A 17873-nucleotide genomic window follows, 5' to 3' on the forward strand; every position below is an offset into this window, starting at 1 on the left:
CGAAGGTCTTCCTATCCGCAATCGCACTCGCAGCTACCGTCCTGTTCTGGCTGTAATTTAATGAGTCTGGAGCCTAGATAAGCATGGGTGGGTTCTCGGTGATGAACTGTTGCGGAAGCTGAAAAAAGCAAACCGAAAGCTAAGTCGCGACGAGCTTTTTCAGCTTGTAGAAAGTAGCGACAAAAAACGGTTCACATTGTCTGAAGATGGTTCCCGGATTAGGGCAGCACAAGGTCATTCGGTAGATGTGGACCTTGGCTTAGAACCTCAGCGTCCACCAGACGAGTTATACCACGGAACAGCCAGTGCAAATTTAGATGCAATTTTTTCCGATGGACTAAACCCTGGGCGACGCCGTCAAGTACATCTCTCGACTAACCCTGAAACCGCCGAGCGCGTTGGCCAGCGGCACGGCAAGCCAGTTGTATTACGTATCGAAGCTAAGCGAATGTTCGACGATGGCTTCGAATTCTTCTGTGCAGACAATGGTGTCTGGCTCACAGATAAGGTCCCGTCAAGCTATCTTGGATTCGGGCAAACTGCCTGACAAAAAGCTGAAAACTGAGCCCGCCTGCTATGTAATCTGTCAAAAACGATCACGCTGCTTTGCGGTGACATCTACCGCTAAACGCGGCATTAGCACGCTTATGCGTTCAAAACGCACTCTTATGTGTTAATGAAACTTTAAAAAGTGGTGAGCCGTGCAGGATTCGAACCTGCGACCCACTGATTAAAAGTCAGTTGCTCTACCAACTGAGCTAACGGCCCACTCTTTTGTTGGATCTTGCTGATCCGTGGCGCTCTGTAAGGTATTTTCCCGATCAGGTTCAAGACCTTATTTCACACCTCGATTCGCCTGTGTTTCAGATGTTTCCGGCGACCCGATAGGCGGCCTAATTAGGCAGGTGGCGCGGGGGGGTCAAGACCTTTTTTCACGAATCTTGGCGATAGGGTGGATTCATTATTCCTCCGACGTTATATGCCCGCCATGCAACAGAGATTCGATACCGGTTTGCCCTTCATGAAGATGCATGGGTTGGGTAATGACTTCGTCATTGTAGATGCGCGGGCGCACGCCACGCCTATCACACCGGCACTGGCCAAGGCCATCGGACACCGCCAGTTTGGCGTTGGCTTCGATCAGCTCGCCGTTATCGAAAACGGCGCTGGGGATGCGCATCTGGTGTTCTACAACGCCGATGGCTCAACCTCAGCCGCCTGTGGCAACGCCACGCGCTGCATTGCCCGGTTTCTAATGGACGAGGCTGACAAATCCGAACTCTCGTTGACCACCGAACGGGGCTCGCTCGCCGCCAAAGATGCAGGCGATGGTCTGACCTCGGTCAATATGGGGCAACCTCAGCTGGATTGGCGCGATATCCCTCTCGCTCAAGAAATGGATACTCTGGAACTGCCGATCGAAGGCGCACCCACTGCAACGGGCATGGGCAATCCGCATTGCACGTTTTTCGTTGACAACGCGGAAGCGATTCCCCTGGCTGAATTCGGGTCACGATACGAATACCACCCGCTCTACCCACAGCGTACAAATGTACAGGTGGCCCAGATCATTGGCAGAGACCATATCCGGATGCGAGTGTGGGAACGGGGCGTTGGGATCACTCTGGCTTCGGGGTCGTCCTCCTGCGCCACAGCCGTCGCCGCCGCACGTCGCGGGCTGACTGGTCGGAAAGTTCAGATCGAACTGGATGGGGGCACCATCTGGATCGACTGGCGCGACGATGGTGTCTGGATGACAGGGCCAACGGCCCATGTGTTTTCTGGCACACTGACACCCGAATTCCTAAGGTCTTTGTGATGAGCGCGCCAAAGTTTACTACCCTGGGCTGCCGCCTCAACGCTTATGAAACGGAGGCGATGAAGGAACTGTCGCAGCAAGCTGGCCTGACCGACGCGGTCGTGGTGAACACATGCGCGGTGACGGCCGAGGCCGTCCGCAAAGCTCGTCAGGAAATCCGAAGGCTGCGGCGGGAAAACCCCAACGCGCGCCTGATTGTCACCGGCTGTGCCGCGCAAACCGAACCCGAGACCTTTGCCAAAATGGAGGAAGTCGACGCCGTCATCGGCAACACCGAAAAGATGCAGCCCGATACCTGGAAAGGGATGGCCGCCGATTTCATAGGTGAGACCGAGGCGCTTCAGGTCGATGACATCATGTCGGTCACTGAAACCGCCGGTCATTTGATCGATGGCTTCGGTACACGATCCCGGGCCTATGTGCAGGTTCAGAACGGCTGTGACCATCGTTGTACCTTTTGCATCATCCCCTATGGCCGCGGCAACTCGCGCAGCGTGCCCGCCGGTGTCGTGGTGGATCAGATCAGGCGTTTGGTCGATAGGGGCTATAACGAAGTCGTACTAACGGGCGTTGATCTGACTTCATGGGGCGCTGACCTGCCGGCGCAGCCCAAGCTGGGTGATCTGGTGATGCGCATCCTCAAACTGGTTCCGGATCTGCCGCGCCTGCGGATCAGCTCGATCGATTCCATCGAAGTGGACGAGAATCTGATGCAAGCGATCGCGACCGAGTCGCGCCTGATGCCGCATCTACACCTGTCCCTGCAACATGGTGACGATCTGATTCTGAAACGGATGAAACGCCGGCACCTGCGCGACGACGCCATCCGCTTCACCGAAGAGGCGCGCAAGCTGCGCCCCGAAATGACATTCGGAGCCGATATCATCGCTGGCTTCCCCACAGAATCTGATGCCCATTTCGACAACTCGCTCAAACTGGTCACCGAGTGCGACCTAACCTGGCTGCACGTCTTCCCCTATTCAAAGCGCGACGGCACCCCAGCCGCGCGCATCCCGCAGCAGGTGAACGGTACGGTCATCAAAGACCGCGCCGCCCGCCTGCGCAAAGCCGGTGAGGCTCAGATCACCAGACATCTTACTGCCCAATTGGGCAAAACCCATCGTATTCTGATGGAGAACCCACATATGGGCCGGACCGAACAATTTACCGAAGTGACCTTTGACGCGCCTAAACCCGAAGGCCAGATCGTAACCGCTACGATCATCGGTCAGACTGGGACCCAACTGACAGCCTGATCGATCCTTCATCTGGCTAAAAATATCCCGGGGTTGAATTGGCCACAGGCCAAGAAGGGGCTGGCCCCTTCAATCCACCCTCAAAAGCAAAAACCCCCGCTACCAGATGGTGCGGGGGTTTTTGAATTCTATCTGATGCGAAAGATCAGTCCTTGCGGGCTTTGCCCTTGTGCGGGGCCCAAAGGCGCTTGTTCACCAGATACAGCAGCACCGACAGAACCGTCAGGAAGATCACGCCGACAAAACCGGCATTCTTGCGGTCGATCAGTTTGGGCTCGGCGGTCCACATCAGGAACGCGGCCAGATCTTCAGCCATGTGCTCGACATCGTTTGCGTGACCATCGGCAAACTCGACCTGCTCATCCGAGAGGGGCGGTGCCATCGAGATCCAACCGCCAGGGAAGGCTTTGTTCTCGTACAGGATGGTTCCCGCCTCTTCTTTCTCTTCGCCCGTATAGCCATTCAGCAACGACGCGATGTATTCTGCGCCACCCATGCCTTTGACCAGTTGGTTGATCCCCAGACCATAAGGTCCGTGGAACCCTGCACGCGCCTTGGCCATTAGGCTCAGGTCAGGTGCGCCAACCGCTGTGTTGGCCGGGAAGTGGTCAGTCGGAAGCGCGGGGCGAAAATCGTCCAGCTCAGGGTCGAACACCTCAAAGTTGGCAGCCGCATAAGCGATCACCTGTTCTTCCGAATACCCCAGCGCTTCGAGATCACGCAGAGGCACATATTGCAGGCCATGGCAGGCCGCGCAAACCTCGGTATAGATCTGAAGTCCGCGCTGCAGCTGGAATTCATCCCAAGTACCAAAAGGTCCCTCGAACGAGAACGCATAGTCTTCGATGTGCTGCTCACCGCCACCTGCCGCAAAGGTCGAGGCGGGCGCAAGGGCCAGGGCAAACGCGGCACCGATTGCAAGTTTCTTGAACATGTTTCCGGTCCCTCTTCTTACTCGGCCGGTGCCGCTGCGGATGAGGCTTCGGCGTCAGCCTTGCCATAATGCGCGTTGAAGTCTTCTTCGATCGTTTCGGGCTGTGGCAGCGGCTTCTCGATCACGCCAAGGATCGGCAGGATCACGAAGAAATAAGCAAACCAGTAGGCCGACGCGATCAGCGAGAAGGTCGCATAGGGTTCTTCTGCAGGCATCGCACCCAGCCACATCAGGGCAAAGAAGTCGACGATCAATAGCAAGAACCACCATTTGAACATCGGGCGATACTGACCCGAACGCACGTTCGACGTGTCCAGCCAAGGAGCCAGCGCCATTGCCAGGATCGCACCGAACATGGCAACCACACCAAAGAACTTGGCATCGACGATGCCGCCGGTGATGAAGCTGGCGAACTGAACCACCCAGACCTCGCCGGTGAAGGCACGCAGGATCGCGTAGAAGGGCAGGAAGTACCATTCAGGCACGATATGTGCAGGTGTGACCAGCGGGTTGGCTTCGATATAGTTATCGGGGTGGCCCAGATAGTTTGGCATGTAGCCAACAATCGCCCAGAAGACGACCATGATGACGGCCAGAGCGAACAGATCCTTGATCACGAAGTAGGGCCAGAAGGGCAGCGTATCTTTCTCAGCCTCGGCCTTCGAACCACGGCGCACTTCAACACCCGTCGGGTTGTTATTGCCGGTGGTGTGGAAGGCCCAGATATGCACGATCACCAGCGCCGCAATGATAAACGGCAGCAGGTAGTGCAGTGAGAAGAAACGGTTCAGCGTGGCATTGTCCACCGCAGGTCCGCCCAGCAGCCAGGTCTGGATCGCATCACCCACAAATGGGATCGCACCAAACAGGCCGGTGATCACGGTCGCACCCCAGAAAGACATCTGACCCCAGGGCAGAACGTAGCCCATGAAGGCGGTACCCATCATCATCAAGTAGATGAGCATCCCGATGATCCACGTGATCTCACGCGGGGCTTTATAGGAACCGTAGTAAAGGCCACGGAACATGTGGATATAGACCGCAACAAAGAACAGCGACGCGCCATTCATGTGCAGGTAGCGGATGAAGTAACCGCCATTCACGTTACGCATAATGTGCTCGATACTGGCAAAAGCCAGATCGACATGCGGGGTGTAATGCATCACCAGAATGATGCCGGTGACGATTTGCAGCACCAGGCAGAACGCCAGAACGATACCCCAGATCCACCACCAGTTCAGGTTCTTGGGGGTTGGGATCATCAGGGTGTCATACAGCAAGCCGACGATGGGCAGGCGGCTATGCAGCCACTTTTCGCCATTTGTCTTCGGCTCGTAGTGATCGTGGGGAATTCCGGACATAAGTTGGGTCTCCCTTAGCCGAGTCGGATTGTCGAATTGTCGACCCATTCCGCAGGCGGAACAGGCAGGTTTTCAGGCGCGGGACCCTTGCGGATACGACCGGCCAGATCATAGTGCGAGCCATGGCAGGGACAGAACCAGCCACCAAAATCTCCGGCATCACCCAGCGGCACACAGCCCAGGTGTGTACACACACCCATCTGAACGATCCAGGCGCCCGGCGCTTCGCCTTCGGGCGAGGGCATAACGCGGTTCGCGTCAGTTGCGGGTGCGTCGGCATTCAGGTTGAAGTTCCGCGCCAGTGGATCCGGCAGGGCATCCACGCCCTCGGCATCCTGTTCTTGCGCTTCGGCGATTTCTGCACCGGTGCGGTGACGGATGAAAACCGGCTTGCCCAACCACTTGACGGTCAATTGCGTACCCGGCTCAACCCCGCTGACATCCACGCGGATCGAGGACAGGGCCTGAACATCTGCGGATGGGTTCATCTGGTTGATCAGGGGCCATACGGCTGCCCCCGTTGCAACGACACCTGCGCCGCCAGCGACGTAATACAGGAAATCTCTGCGGGTGCCTTCGTGGTCTTCTGCGTGGGACACGAGGTAATCTCCGATTGTCTGGCGCCCGCGTGCGGGCAAATAGCTCGTACACCGCACGAAGGCGGTGTCTTAACCGCGTTGTCTACCGACGCAATTAGTATTCGTCCAGCGGTCATAAACGCGCAATACGCCGCATCTGTGTATTTTGTCACGGCACACCGGGTTTTTTGGGGATTCCATATCACTCTGCTTGCCAAAAAACGAATCGAATCAGCCTGATTCGAGCCGGCTTTCTGCACGTCTCGATATCGGCTTTGCCTATTTCACTGTGCTTAGCTTTCATAAGATTGGTTCGAAACCGGGCACGATCCGAGGTTTGAATATCCTTTTGTTCGGTAACAAATAATACCCCTGAAATAGATGATTTTCGCAATACAAAATCCAGAGGATTTTCGTTGCGCATCACCCGGATACATCAGACATCAACCCCTGCGCGAACGCCATTCAGGAGACTACGATGTCAAAGACCCCCTTGGCTGTCGTTCTGTTAACGATTGCCCTGTCTTCCCAGGTCACCGCCTCCGGTGATCCTGTCAAAGGCGAACAACTTTATAACCGCTGCTCGTCCTGCCACGCGATTATCAAGGATGGCGAAGTTCTGGTGAAAGGTGGAATCACCGGCCCCAACCTCTATGGCGTAATCGGCCGCGTTGCCGGAACCGAGAACGACTACCGCTATGGCAGTGAACGTCTGCCTATCGGCATGTTCACCGATGACATGATCCGCGCTGGCGAGGAAGGTCTGGTTTGGACCGAAGCCAACCTTATCGCCTATTCGCAGGACCCGATCGGTTTCATCAAAGAATATCTGAACGACGAGTCCGCCCGCCCGAACATGAGCGTGAAGCTCAAAAAAGGTGCGGAAGATATCACCGCCTATCTGGCCACCTTCGGCGAATAGACAGGGTGGTTTTCAGCGAAAGCGGCCCGGTTTCGGGCGGGCTTTATGACCTGACATATCTGGCAATTGCGGCGCGGCTCCCCTCTTGCCAGATACAATCCAGCCAATCGGTGAAGGCTTGGGCAAACCGTGGGTCCTGCCCTGCCTCACCATAAAGGTTAGCCACATCCAGCCATTGCGCGGGATTAGCCCGAGCCGAGCGGGCGGCGGCCTGCAAGTCTGGCCAAATGGGGTCATTGGGCGCAATCGTGGTCCCATCCTCGCGCGTGCCAGCGCACATGCGGCACCAGAAGGCTTCGGCCAAGGCTAATCCTGACAACGAGGCACCCGAGGATATCGCGTCGCGAAGCGATGGAAACAGAAACCCCGGATGCCGCGCTGATCCGTCAAAGGCCACACGGCGTGTGGAATCGCGGATCTTCGGGTTCAGAAACCTGCGCTCGACCTGCCTTAGATACGCATCTGGGCTGGTCTCGGGCACGCCTATGATATGAGGCAGTATCTCTTCGATCTGGACCTTTCGAAAAAAGGCCGAGAGGTCTGCATCCTGCAGACAGTCCGAAATCGTAGGCAGGTTCAGAACTTCACCCGCGTTGGCCAAAATCTGGTGACCGCCATTGAGAATGCGCAGCTTCAACGCCTCATAGGCATGCACATCCTTGGTGATCGCCACACCAAGCGTTTCCAAAAGCGGGCGTCCGGCGCAGAAATCATCCTCGATCACCCATTGGCGGAAGTTTTCATGCGAAACCGGGGCGGCGTCCGTGATGCCCAGCGCCTGACATTGGCTGCAAAGGTCTTCCGACGTGGCAGGCACGATGCAATCCACCATCGAATTTGGAAAGGCCCCGTTCTGTTCGATCCACTCCGCAAGGTCGGGATCGGACATGCGCGCCAGCCCGACCACACAGGCACGCAAGATCGCACCATTGCCTTGCAGGTTATCGCAGCTGAGCGCCGTGAAGGGCGCATGCCCGGCAGCGCGCCTGCGCCCGAGCGCCGCTACCAGCGCGCCGAAAACGGTGCGCGGCTGTTCCGGGCTTTGCGCATCATGGCGAATATCACCATGTTCCGTATCGAACACACCCGTTTTGGCGTCCAGATAGTATCCGCCTTCGGTAATGGTAAGCGACACGATGCGGATGGCAGGGTCTGACATCCGTTCGATCAGCGGCCCGTTGCCCGGCTCAATCGGCACATAGTCGATCATCGGGCCAATCACCTCGGCGGATAAGGCCGCCGGATCAAGCTCAACCAGTGTTGTCAGGCAATCCTGCCGGATCAGCTTTGCGCGTAACTCGGCATCATAGCTGCGGACACCTGCGCCGATGATGGCCCAATCTAGCGCCAGACCCTGCTGCATCAACCGATGGATATACCACGCCTGATGCGCGCGGTGAAAATTGCCAAGACCGATATGGACGATGCCGGGCGTCAGATCTTCGCGCCGGTAGTGGGGCGTTTTAACATCTGCAGGAAGATGGGACAGATTGTCCAACCGCAGCTTCACTGGTGTATGAGTGCGCGCCAATGGATCCATCAGCTCATCCAATTTCCGCCATCCACGTTGTAGGTCTGTGCGACGATGTAGTCCGCCTCATCTGACGCCAGAAATACCGCCATCCCGGTCAGATCCTCGGCACGCCCCATACGGCCATGCGGAACCGCTGCTGCGACCTCGCGCTTTTTCTGTCCCGGTGGCTTGCCCTCGTGTTTTGCAAAGAACGCATCGACCCCGTCCCAATGCTCACCATCCACCACACCCGGAGCGATCGCGTTCACATTGATGCCGTGTTGGATCAGATTCAGTCCGGCGGATTGGGTCAACGAGATAACGGCCGCCTTGCTGGCGCAATAAACCGCGACCAAGGGCTCTCCGCGTCGCCCGGCCTGCGACGCCATGTTGATAATGCGGCCTTTGATCCCGCGTTCAATCATGTGCTGCGCAACAGCCTGAAGAGTGAATAACGTACCCGCGACATTGATATCAAAGACGCGCTGGTAGTCGGTGTGCTCGATTTCAACAATCGGAGCGGCGGTAAAGATCGCGGCGTTGTTGATCAGAATATCAATCTGCCCAAAGCTATTCACCGTCTGCGCAATGGCACTATCAATACTGCTTTGGCGCGTCACATCCATCTCAACCGCAATCGCAGCTGCACCAATATCCTTGGCGGCGTCCTGCGCGCGAGTGATGTCGACATCGGCCAGTGCCACACGCGCGCCTTCGGCGACATAGGCGTTGGCAAAAGCCAGCCCAATCCCGCGCGCCGCGCCGGTGATCAGCGCCGTTTTACCCGCCAAGCGTTTCATTCGATCCGCAATCCTTTGGCGTCAAACCGGTGAATGACGTCCGAGCGCGGGGTCAGATGAATTCGGTCCCCGTGTCGGAACCCGACCTCACCATCCGCGCGCACGGTAATCGTCTCGGCCAGACCCGTCTCGTGGATGTGGAAAAATGTGTCCGATCCAAGATGTTCGGACACGCCGACAACACCGGACCATGTACCGTCGCTCTCGGACACGGCGATATGCTCGGGCCGAATACCAATCGTCTGCGCGCTATGTTTTGCAGCCTCCTCGCCTTCGATAAAGTTCATTTTGGGTGAGCCGATGAAACCTGCGACGAACAGGTTTCGTGGGGTGCGGTACAGTTCCAGGGGCGAGCCCACCTGTTCGATCACACCGGCCTGAAGCACGACGATCTTGTCGGCCATTGTCATTGCTTCAACCTGATCATGGGTCACGTAGATCATCGTTGTGGCCAGCCGTTCATGCAGCTCGCTGATCTCCAGCCGCATGCCAACGCGCAGCGCTGCGTCAAGATTTGACAGAGGTTCATCGAACAGGAAGGCCGCCGGTTCACGCACAATGGCGCGCCCGATGGCGACCCGCTGACGTTGCCCACCGGACAATTGGCCGGGACGGCGATCCAGATAGTCAGTCAGATTCAGAACGCTGGCGGCCCCTTCGACGCGCTTGTCGATCTCGGCCTGATCCAGTTTCGCCATCCGAAGTGGAAAGGCGATGTTCTTGCGTACAGTCATATGGGGGTAGAGCGCATAGGACTGGAACACCATCGCCAGACCCCGCTTGGCAGGTGGGACATCTGTTGCGTCAGATCCGTCAATGTCGATAGAGCCCGAGGTGATATCCTCCAACCCCGCGATCAGACGCAGCAGGGTAGATTTACCGCAACCCGAGGGGCCGACAAAGACGGTGAACTCGCCATCTTCGATGGTCAGGTCCAACGGGGGAATGACCTCAACGTCGCCGAAGCTTTTGGTCACGGACTTGAGTTGAATGCGTCCCATGTGTCGTGTTCCTTATTTCACAGCGCCAAAGGTCAGGCCGCGGACGAGTTGTTTCTGGCTGAACCAGCCAAGGATCAGGATTGGCGCAATCGCCATGGTCGAGGCCGCGCTGAGCTTGGCAAAGAACAGACCTTCAGGGCTGGAATAGCTGGCGATGAACGCCGTCAGAGGCGCCGCATCGACGGCGGTTAGGTTGAGGGTCCAGAACGCCTCGTTCCAAGCCAGGATGAAGTTCAGCAAAACAGTTGAGGCGATACCCGGGATGGCCATGGGGGTCAGGACGTAGAGGATTTCCTCTTTCAACGTCGCCCCGTCCATCCGCGCAGCTTCCAGAATCTCACCGGGGATTTCGCGGAAATAGGTGTAGAGCATCCAGACGATGATCGGCAAATTGATGAGCATCAGGACGACGACCAAACCTCCGCGCGTATCCAGCAGACCCAACCGAATGAACAGCAGGTAGATCGGGTAGAGAACGCCGACCGCAGGCAACATCTTGGTGGACAGCATCCACAGCAGGATGTCCTTGGTGCGCTTGGACGGCACAAAGGCCATCGCCCAAGCGGCTGGCACCGCGATAATCACACCCAGAATGGTCGAGCCACCCGCGATGATCACCGAATTCCACAGGAACCGCATATAGTCCGAGCGTTCCTGCACGATGGCGTAGTTCTCCAGCGTCCAGTTGAAGTTCAGGAACAGCGGCGGGCTGGCGATCGCCTGCGCCTCAGTCTTGAAGCTGGTCAGGATGGTCCAGAGGATCGGGAAGAAGATCAGCAGTCCAACGGCCCATGCGAGGACGGTGTTCAGTGTTTTACGGCGGGGTGTGACAGCGCGGGCCATGATGTTACCTCCTCACGCGTCCAGGTTCTTGCCGACAATGCGCATCAGGAAGATGGCAACGATATTGGCGAGGATGATGGCATAGACACCTCCGGCTGATCCAAGTCCAACGTTCTGGCTTTCCAGCACGCGCTGGAAGATCAGGTAGGTGAGGGTGCGGGTGCCGAATGCGCCGCCGGTGGTCACGAAGATCTCGGCGAAGATCGACAGCAGAAAGATCGTCTGGATCAAGATCACGATGGTGATTGCGCGGCTGAGATGCGGCAGAATGATGTGGTAGAAGCGCTTCAGGACGGGGGCACCGTCCATCTCGGCCGCTTCCAGCTGTTCACTGTCTAGCGACTGAATAGCGGTCAACAGGATCAGCGTGGCAAAGGGCAACCACTGCCAAGATACGATCATGATGATCGAGGTCATCGACGCCTCGGACAGCCATGAGATCGGCTCGGCCCCGAAGAAGCGCCACAGATGCGCCAGCAGGCCGTTCACCGGGTCCATGAACATGTTCTTCCAGACCAAAGCGGACACGGTCGGCATCACAAAGAAGGGCGCGATCACGAGGATGCGGACAACACCTTGGCCCCACATCGGTTGATCCAGCAGCATCGCCAGCAACACGCCCAGAATAACCGTGATCACCAACACGCCGCCCACGATCAACAGCGTTGCCTGAACCGCAGGCCAGAAGGAACTGGACGAGACGAACCGGACATAGTTATCGAACCCGACCCATCCCAGATCGCCACCGCGCAGGGGCAGATACTTCTTGAAGGAGAAATACAAGGTCATCGTCAGCGGCACGAGCATCCAGCCAAGCAGCAGAACCACTGCGGGTGCCATCATCAGCCGGGCAACGGATCGGGAATGTTGGGTCGCCATGATGCAAGACCTCTCTGTTCAGGCACGGGGCTAGCCTGCGAGAAAAACACAAATTGCGAAAGTGGGGAGCGGGGGACAGATCACCTGTCCCCCACGGGAGGGAAGCCTTAGTAACCTGCGGCTTCCATTTCTTCGGCTGTGAAGGCCTGCGCTTTGGCAAGCGCCTCGTCCACCGTTTGTTGTCCGGCATAAACCGCCGAGAATTCCTGACTGACTTGCGTGGCGATGCCCGCAAACTCAGGAATGGCGACGAACTGAATGCCGGTGTAAGGCGTCGGCTGAGCGCAGCAGTTCTGCGGATCAGCGGCAAGGATAGACTTCAGCGTCATCTGCGCAAAAGGGATGTCCTTGTAGTTGTCGTTTTCATACAGCGAGGTCCGCGCACCGGGTGGGACATTGGCCCAACCTTCGTTCTCGGCTACCAACTCAATGTAGTCTTTCGAGGTCGCCCATTCGATGAACTGCTTGGCGGCATCCTCTTGTTGCGTACCGGCAGGGATGGCCAGCGCCCAAGCCCACAGCCAGTTAGCGCGCTTATCGACACCTTCCGCATTCGGTGCCAGCGCAAAGCCGACTTTGTCCGCAACGGTTGAATCGTTGGGGTTGGTCACAAATGACGCCGCAACCGTCGCGTCGATCCACATACCGCACTTGCCCTGCTGGAACAGCGACAGGTTTTCGTTGAAACCATTGGTGGCATAGCCCGCCGGGCCTGATTCATTCATCATATCGACGAAGAATGTCAGCGCCTCTTTCCATTCGGGCTGATCGAACTGGGGCTTCCAGTCCTCATCGAACCAACGGGCGCCGAAGGAATTCCCCGTCACGGTAATAAAGGCCCCGCCTTCACCCCAACCGGCCTTACCGCGCAGGCAGATGCCGTTGATGTCATTGTCACGGTCGGTCATGGCCGCGGCTGCTTCGCGGATGAACTGCCATGTGGGAGCCTCGGGCATTTCCAGCCCAGCCTGTTCCATCAGATCAGTACGATACATGATCATCGAGCTTTCGCCATAGAAAGGCGCCGCATAGAGCGTGCCTTCATGGCTCAGACCGCCAGCCATCGCGGGCAAAAGATCACCGACGTCATAGTCGTCAGACATGCCGTCCAGCGGCACTAGCCAACCATTGGCACCCCAGATCGGCGTTTCGTACATGCCGATGGTCATAATGTCGAACTGACCGCCTTTGGTGGTAATGTCGGTGGTCACGCGCTGGCGCAGCACGTTTTCTTCCAGCGTCACCCATTCTACATCAATGCCGGTCGCTTCGGTGAATTTGTCGGTATAGCCCTGCATCCGGATCATGTCGCCGTTGTTTACCGTGGCGATCGTGATGGATTGTGCGTGGGCCGCTGCCGTTGCAACGAAAGTCAATGCAGTCGCCGCACGAAGTGCGTTCTTCAGATACATCCCTGTCCTCCCTGAGCTTGGATGCCGTGCTCAGAGGATAGTTCCAAAATTGTCGCGGCGTCAATAAAAACTTTACGCGCGTTAAATTATCTCATTCAGGCAGACTCGCGCAAAACCAGCCTGGCAGGGAACAAAGTTTCGGTGCGGTTGGTGGAATTCCCTGCATCTTCAATGAGTTCAAACAAGGTTTCGACGCTGCGCCCGGCCACGTTATCGTAGTCATGCGCAGCGGTTGTCAGGGACGGGCAGGTAAATTTGGCAAAGGGATGATCGTCATTCGATGCAACACGCAGCGAGCAATCCGGCCGCCTCCCCACACGAATCCCTTGTTCGTAACACGCAGCCAGAAAGCCGATGGCCAAACGATCATTGCTACACAGAACCGAGTTGGTACGCAGCAGATCCTGACCCAGAACTTTCAAAGCCCCTTGATGACCGATCTCTTCAAAGGCCCAGCCCTCACCATCGATCTTGATGACATGCGGTTCAAACCCCAAACGCTCCATCACCTCAATATAGGCCTTGCGGCGTTTGTTGGCGTTGGGGTTTGCCGGGGTCCGCATCTCAAAGAACGACGGTGGCTCGCCTGTTCGGGTCATGTATTCCACGGTCTGAGAGACAAAGCTGAAATTGTCCGATCCGATAAATGCAGCCCCTAAACCTTCGAGGTTACTGTCAAACAACACGGTCGGGACATTGGCGCAGAACTTTTCGATCTGAGACCGATCCGATGCACGCCCCAAAGGAGCAAACAGCACGCCTGCAGGCTTCAGGGACCGCAAACTGTCAAGGATCTCATTCTCCAGCTTCTGTTCGCCATGCGAGCTGAACAGGGATGGTCGATACCCCGCCGCAATGCAGCTTTGTTCCAGGTACCTTGCGATCTCGGCAAAAAACGGGTCGGCGAGATACGGCACCACGATACCGATATTCTTGGTCAGTTTGCGGTTCTGGTTCACCGCGTAGATGTTGGGACGATAGTCAAACTGCTCCAGCGCATCTTCGATCCGCGCCCGGGTCGAGGGCCGAACACTCTCGGGGTCGTGGAAGTACTTGGAAACCGTCGGCCTTGAAATACCGCTCAGCGCCGCGAATTCTTCCATATTCTTGATTTTCGTCATGCCTACCGCTTGCGGACCCATGCCGCCTGTATCTTGTCACAGCTTTTCATTTTCTTTACGCGCGGCAAAAAATCAATAGCGACGCGCGCCGCTATACCTGTCTTGTTGAGTTTTCGGTATTGGGGTCGGCCCGTTTCCCGTTTCAGGAATCGGCCTTTTCTGACACGATCTCACCAAACCGCGCGAAAAACGTACCCGACAGTTTCTTTGCCGTTCCGGCGATCAAGCGACTGCCCAGCTGCGCGATTTTACCACCGATATCCACCTTGGCGGTATAAGCCAGCACGGTCTCATCCCCGTCCTCGGTCAAGATCACATCGGCCCCGCCCTTGGCGAACCCGGCAGCCCCGCCTTTGCCCTCACCAGCCAGAGAAAACCCGTCAGGCGCTTTGGACGTATCCAGCGTCACCTGACCCACAAACTTGGCTTTGACAGGGCCAATCTTAAGAACCACTTTTGCCTCGAGCTGCTCGGGCGTGGTTTGCGTCAACTCTTCACAGCCGGGGATACAGTCTTGCAGTATCTCGGGATCATTCAGAGCCTTGTACACCACGTCGCGTGGGGCCGAGATGCGGATTTCGTCGCTCAGTTCCATTCAGACACTTCCTTTTCTTACGGCTCAGATCTGGGCGGTTCAGCCACATCTCGGGCCTCAGCTTAAGCAAGCCTTTCGTCCCGTGGAAACCCTTTTGGCCATGTCCTTGCACTGGCCCGCGCAAATAGATGCGTCTGACAATTGACACCCGACACAAGCGAAGGCTTAGCATCCAGGTCCGAAGACCCATTGCTAATGACGTCCGAGCATTGGCAACGGGAACGGACTGCGGCTCATCTGCCTTCAGGAGTGTCAGGCCTGTTTTTCGACCGTCTCCTCGACCGGCTCGACATCCAGTTCAATTACGTCGGTCAACTCAGCTTCGCTGATCTCATCCTCTGGCTCGGACTTGTCTTCCAGCGCGCCTACGATCAATGGCAGCATGTGAACGCCGGTTGCACTGGCGATCTCCGACGTCTGCGGGACCTTCCAGCTGAGCGTGTCAAAGCTGCCGCAATTCTCGCAGACAGGCATCCATTCCGCCTGAATGTGCTGGCAATTGTCACACACCCATTGCGGTCCGCGCGGCGCATTCAGCGCCTTGGCCAGCCAGCCCTGAACCACAGCGTCTGACGCACCCTCGCCCCGTTCAATCGCCGCCATCAGGGTGTAACCGCGCGCGTCTGCCTGCTGTTTGACCACGTCACCCAGAGCGCGGCGCGCCTCGGGGAAGTCTTCGGCAACAATGTTCAATTCGGCCAGGATCAGGCGGGTTTCAGGGTGTTCGGGATGAATGCGGGTCAATGCCGCAAAACGTTTGATCCGGTCCTGAGCCGACTCATCTGGCGTAATCTCGGCAAAGGCATGGGCGAGGTCAGGATGCGGTTGAGCCTCCCACGCCTTCTTGATGATCTTTGTCGCGGCGCGGGGTTTACCCTTTTCGATATAGGCCCGCGCGGCCATTGCGGCGGCAGGCACCAGATCGGGCGACATGCGATTGGCCTCAATCGCGCGTTCCTGCTGATCCACACTGGCGTCTTCGTTCAGGATATCCTTGGCCTCCGAGAGGGCCAGAACCGCATCGCGCCGCTTGAACACATCGCGCGGCAGATACCCGGCCTTGAGCTTTGAGTTCAAAGTGGATCGCGCACCGGCCCAGTCCAGGGCCTTGGTCTGAAGGTTCAGCAATACGTCCTGCGTTTCCTCGTGGCGCGGCTTGATGGCCAGGGCTTTTTCGGCCAGTTTGCGCGCGGTCTCTTGATCCCCTTCGGCCAGTTTCTGCTTCATGATGCCCCGCACGCCGACAAACCGGGTCGCGCTGTTGGTCACAAGCTTCTTGTAGGTCTCGGACGCTTTCTTAGTGTCGCCGGTCATTTCGGCCGCTTGTGCGACCAGCAGGTTGGTCAGTTCCGGCTTGTTCAGCAATCTCTCGGCCTTGTTCGCCTTGGTCATCGCCGCGCGCCCCTCGCCCGAGGCCAGCGCCATCAGTCCATCAGCCAGCGCTTGATAGCCACGCTGTTCGCGGCTGCGATCGAAATAGCGCGACAGGGCGGTTTCATCGCCATTGAGGAATTTCAGTGTCGCAATCAGAAGGCTGAGCAGTTTGAAGAACAGCCAGACAGCAAAGACCAAAATGCCCAGCGCGATCACCGATTGCAGCGGGCCCAGCGTGTATTCGGTTCCCGCGACAGTGATCTGCACACCACCGCTGGTCTGCATCAGGAACTGGGCACCCAAAGCAAGCAGTCCGATAATCGCAACGAAAACAAGGATTTTAAACAATGACCACAGCATGGCAGGTCCCTCAGTTCGAATTCAGGCTGGATGCGAGCGTATTCGCGGCCTCTACGGCAGAAAGCCGCGTCTGCGCCGCCTGCTCCCAAACAGCCACTGCGGTCTGCGCCGCTTCGGGCAGTGATTTCAATTCCGTCAGCGCCCCGCTCAGATCACCCGAGGCCAGGGCGGCCTGCGCACGCGACAGAATGGCATCGGGGTCGTCCCCATCCTGCGGCGTCACCGACCGCGCGCCGGTCTGACGCTGTAGGAAGGCGACAAAGCCGATGCCCTTATCCGCGTCCCGCGCATCAGCCAAAGCCGTGCGCGCAACCGGATCAAAAGACGCCCGCAATGACGAAAGTGTTTCAACGCCGCTTTCTGCCGGGCCGGCCAAAGCATCCGGAATATCCATACCACCCGCTTTCAGCTCAGTCACAAGGTCTTGATACGGCTCGCCCGCCTCCATCTGACCCCGCAGGCGTGACAGGATCGCGGCATTGGTCGCAGCGCGCGCCTCAGCCGAGGCTTTGGCTTCAAGCGCCTGCGCATCTGCAACCATCTTTTCAACCTCGGCCCGCTGCGCTGCCAATGAGTCTTGCAGCTTGGACAGTTCGGCCTCAAACGCGGCGGTTGCTTCGGGCGAAGCGTTCGAGGTGACCGGGTTCGCTTCGAGCGTATTCAACCGCTCCGACAACGGCCCGACCTGCGCACTCAGCGCTTCAACGCTTGATTTCACTGCGCCCAGATCGTTTTCGACCGGGCTTAACTTGTCAGACAAGGCTTTGATCTGATCCGTAAGGCCCGAGGTTTCAGACGCTTGGGCAAGTTTCGCAATCTGATCGGATTGATCTGCCAATTTGGCCTCCAGCTCCGCAATGGCCTGGGCCGGGTCAGCCTCGCCCGACGGGATAAGGTCTGCGCGCCCCGCGATAAAACCGATGGCCGCAGCAACCATGCCTCCGATCAACGCGGGCACAAACCCGCTGCGCTTTTCAACAACGCGCTCTTCGGTCTTTTCCGGCGCAGGCGGTGTTTCTTCCACCGGCGCTTCGGCTTCGGCTTCGGCTTCGGCTTCGGCTTCGGCTTCGGCTTCGGCTTCGGCTTCGGCTTCGGCTTCGGCTTC

General features: G+C 57.5%; 16 protein-coding genes, 1 tRNA gene and 1 pseudogene. 4 read left to right on the forward strand and 14 right to left on the reverse strand.

Annotated elements, in window-relative coordinates; all coding sequences use genetic code 11:
• Window positions 1–85 precede the first annotated feature (85 nt).
• Window positions 86–547 (forward strand): annotated as a pseudogene (locus tag AC2FGE_RS20585) (RNA 2'-phosphotransferase); the annotation flags it as partial.
• Window positions 548–692: 145 nt separating this feature from the next.
• Here AC2FGE_RS20585 and AC2FGE_RS20590 read toward each other — a convergent pair.
• A tRNA-Lys gene (locus AC2FGE_RS20590) sits at window positions 693–768 on the reverse strand.
• A 211-nt stretch (window positions 769–979) separates the two neighbouring features.
• Between AC2FGE_RS20590 and dapF the strand changes: the two genes are divergently transcribed.
• Window positions 980–1819, forward strand: a complete 840-nt coding sequence (gene dapF / locus AC2FGE_RS20595; RefSeq protein WP_496821194.1) for a diaminopimelate epimerase — start codon at window positions 980–982, stop codon at window positions 1817–1819.
• Complete coding sequence (mtaB, locus tag AC2FGE_RS20600; protein WP_496821196.1) at window positions 1819–3075, forward strand: tRNA (N(6)-L-threonylcarbamoyladenosine(37)-C(2))-methylthiotransferase MtaB; 1257 nt, start codon at window positions 1819–1821, stop codon at window positions 3073–3075. Before dapF ends, mtaB begins: the two co-directional genes overlap by 1 nt.
• Window positions 3076–3220: 145 nt before the next feature.
• Here mtaB and AC2FGE_RS20605 read toward each other — a convergent pair whose 3' ends face one another.
• The 3 genes from AC2FGE_RS20605 to petA are packed head-to-tail and all read right to left on the reverse strand — an operon-like array spanning window position 3221 to window position 5969.
• Window positions 3221–4009, reverse strand: a complete 789-nt coding sequence (locus AC2FGE_RS20605) for a cytochrome c1 (protein ID WP_496821197.1) — start codon at window positions 4007–4009, stop codon at window positions 3221–3223.
• 17 nt (window positions 4010–4026) lie between these two features.
• The gene (gene petB, locus AC2FGE_RS20610) at window positions 4027–5370 is read right to left on the reverse strand and encodes a cytochrome b (RefSeq protein WP_496821199.1); all 1344 of its coding nucleotides are present in this window, start codon (window positions 5368–5370) and stop codon (window positions 4027–4029) included.
• 14 nt (window positions 5371–5384) lie between these two features.
• Window positions 5385–5969 (reverse strand): ubiquinol-cytochrome c reductase iron-sulfur subunit, encoded by a 585-nt coding sequence (petA, locus tag AC2FGE_RS20615; protein ID WP_170534380.1) that lies wholly within the window; start codon window positions 5967–5969, stop codon window positions 5385–5387.
• Between the two features lie 457 nt (window positions 5970–6426).
• On the opposite strand from petA, the gene AC2FGE_RS20620 reads away from it, so the two are divergent.
• Window positions 6427–6870: a c-type cytochrome gene (locus AC2FGE_RS20620; protein ID WP_496821200.1), complete on the forward strand. Its 444-nt coding sequence runs from the start codon at window positions 6427–6429 to the stop codon at window positions 6868–6870.
• Window positions 6871–6913: 43 nt separating this feature from the next.
• Here AC2FGE_RS20620 and AC2FGE_RS20625 read toward each other — a convergent pair whose 3' ends face one another.
• The 10 genes from AC2FGE_RS20625 to AC2FGE_RS20670 all read right to left on the reverse strand — a co-directional run.
• Complete coding sequence (locus tag AC2FGE_RS20625) at window positions 6914–8410, reverse strand: mannitol dehydrogenase family protein (protein ID WP_496821212.1); 1497 nt, start codon at window positions 8408–8410, stop codon at window positions 6914–6916.
• A complete protein-coding gene (locus AC2FGE_RS20630; protein WP_496821201.1) occupies window positions 8410–9183 on the reverse strand; it encodes an L-iditol 2-dehydrogenase in 774 nt (257 codons plus the stop codon). Before AC2FGE_RS20630 ends, AC2FGE_RS20625 begins: the two co-directional genes overlap by 1 nt.
• Window positions 9180–10184, reverse strand: a complete 1005-nt coding sequence (locus AC2FGE_RS20635; RefSeq protein WP_496821202.1) for an ABC transporter ATP-binding protein — start codon at window positions 10182–10184, stop codon at window positions 9180–9182. The genes AC2FGE_RS20630 and AC2FGE_RS20635 overlap by 4 nt, the downstream gene beginning before the upstream one ends.
• A gap of 12 nt (window positions 10185–10196) precedes the next feature.
• Window positions 10197–11027 carry a carbohydrate ABC transporter permease gene (locus AC2FGE_RS20640; RefSeq protein ID WP_496821204.1) on the reverse strand — a complete coding sequence of 277 codons (831 nt, stop codon included), beginning with the start codon at window positions 11025–11027 and terminating at the stop codon, window positions 10197–10199.
• A 12-nt stretch (window positions 11028–11039) separates the two neighbouring features.
• Window positions 11040–11906, reverse strand: a complete 867-nt coding sequence (locus tag AC2FGE_RS20645; protein WP_496821205.1) for a carbohydrate ABC transporter permease — start codon at window positions 11904–11906, stop codon at window positions 11040–11042.
• 107 nt (window positions 11907–12013) lie between these two features.
• Window positions 12014–13318 (reverse strand): ABC transporter substrate-binding protein, encoded by a 1305-nt coding sequence (locus AC2FGE_RS20650; protein WP_496821206.1) that lies wholly within the window; start codon window positions 13316–13318, stop codon window positions 12014–12016.
• Between the two features lie 95 nt (window positions 13319–13413).
• Window positions 13414–14439: a LacI family DNA-binding transcriptional regulator gene (locus tag AC2FGE_RS20655; protein ID WP_496821207.1), complete on the reverse strand. Its 1026-nt coding sequence runs from the start codon at window positions 14437–14439 to the stop codon at window positions 13414–13416.
• A gap of 142 nt (window positions 14440–14581) precedes the next feature.
• Window positions 14582–15034: an SRPBCC family protein gene (locus AC2FGE_RS20660; RefSeq protein ID WP_496821208.1), complete on the reverse strand. Its 453-nt coding sequence runs from the start codon at window positions 15032–15034 to the stop codon at window positions 14582–14584.
• A 252-nt stretch (window positions 15035–15286) separates the two neighbouring features.
• Window positions 15287–16768, reverse strand: a complete 1482-nt coding sequence (locus AC2FGE_RS20665) for a heme biosynthesis protein HemY (protein ID WP_496821210.1) — start codon at window positions 16766–16768, stop codon at window positions 15287–15289.
• Between the two features lie 10 nt (window positions 16769–16778).
• Window positions 16779–17873, reverse strand: a 1095-nt coding sequence (locus AC2FGE_RS20670) for a COG4223 family protein (RefSeq protein WP_496821211.1), incomplete at its 5' end; no start/stop codon positions are given.

It is taken from the genome of Ruegeria sp. YTSA075 (genome assembly GCF_059610245.1).

Coding starts and splice junctions, on each gene's coding strand:
- dapF (WP_496821194.1), top strand. CDS start 980: ATGCCCGCCATGCAACAGAGATTCGATACCGGTTTGCCCTTCATGAAG.
- mtaB (WP_496821196.1), top strand. CDS start 1,819: ATGAGCGCGCCAAAGTTTACTACCCTGGGCTGCCGCCTCAACGCTTAT.
- AC2FGE_RS20605 (WP_496821197.1), bottom strand. CDS start 4,009: ATGTTCAAGAAACTTGCAATCGGTGCCGCGTTTGCCCTGGCCCTTGCG.
- petB (WP_496821199.1), bottom strand. CDS start 5,370: ATGTCCGGAATTCCCCACGATCACTACGAGCCGAAGACAAATGGCGAA.
- AC2FGE_RS20620 (WP_496821200.1), top strand. CDS start 6,427: ATGTCAAAGACCCCCTTGGCTGTCGTTCTGTTAACGATTGCCCTGTCT.
- AC2FGE_RS20625 (WP_496821212.1), bottom strand. CDS start 8,410: ATGGATCCATTGGCGCGCACTCATACACCAGTGAAGCTGCGGTTGGAC.
- AC2FGE_RS20630 (WP_496821201.1), bottom strand. CDS start 9,183: ATGAAACGCTTGGCGGGTAAAACGGCGCTGATCACCGGCGCGGCGCGC.
- AC2FGE_RS20635 (WP_496821202.1), bottom strand. CDS start 10,184: ATGGGACGCATTCAACTCAAGTCCGTGACCAAAAGCTTCGGCGACGTT.
- AC2FGE_RS20640 (WP_496821204.1), bottom strand. CDS start 11,027: ATGGCCCGCGCTGTCACACCCCGCCGTAAAACACTGAACACCGTCCTC.
- AC2FGE_RS20645 (WP_496821205.1), bottom strand. CDS start 11,906: ATGGCGACCCAACATTCCCGATCCGTTGCCCGGCTGATGATGGCACCC.
- AC2FGE_RS20650 (WP_496821206.1), bottom strand. CDS start 13,318: ATGTATCTGAAGAACGCACTTCGTGCGGCGACTGCATTGACTTTCGTT.
- AC2FGE_RS20655 (WP_496821207.1), bottom strand. CDS start 14,439: ATGACGAAAATCAAGAATATGGAAGAATTCGCGGCGCTGAGCGGTATT.
- AC2FGE_RS20660 (WP_496821208.1), bottom strand. CDS start 15,034: ATGGAACTGAGCGACGAAATCCGCATCTCGGCCCCACGCGACGTGGTG.
- AC2FGE_RS20665 (WP_496821210.1), bottom strand. CDS start 16,768: ATGCTGTGGTCATTGTTTAAAATCCTTGTTTTCGTTGCGATTATCGGA.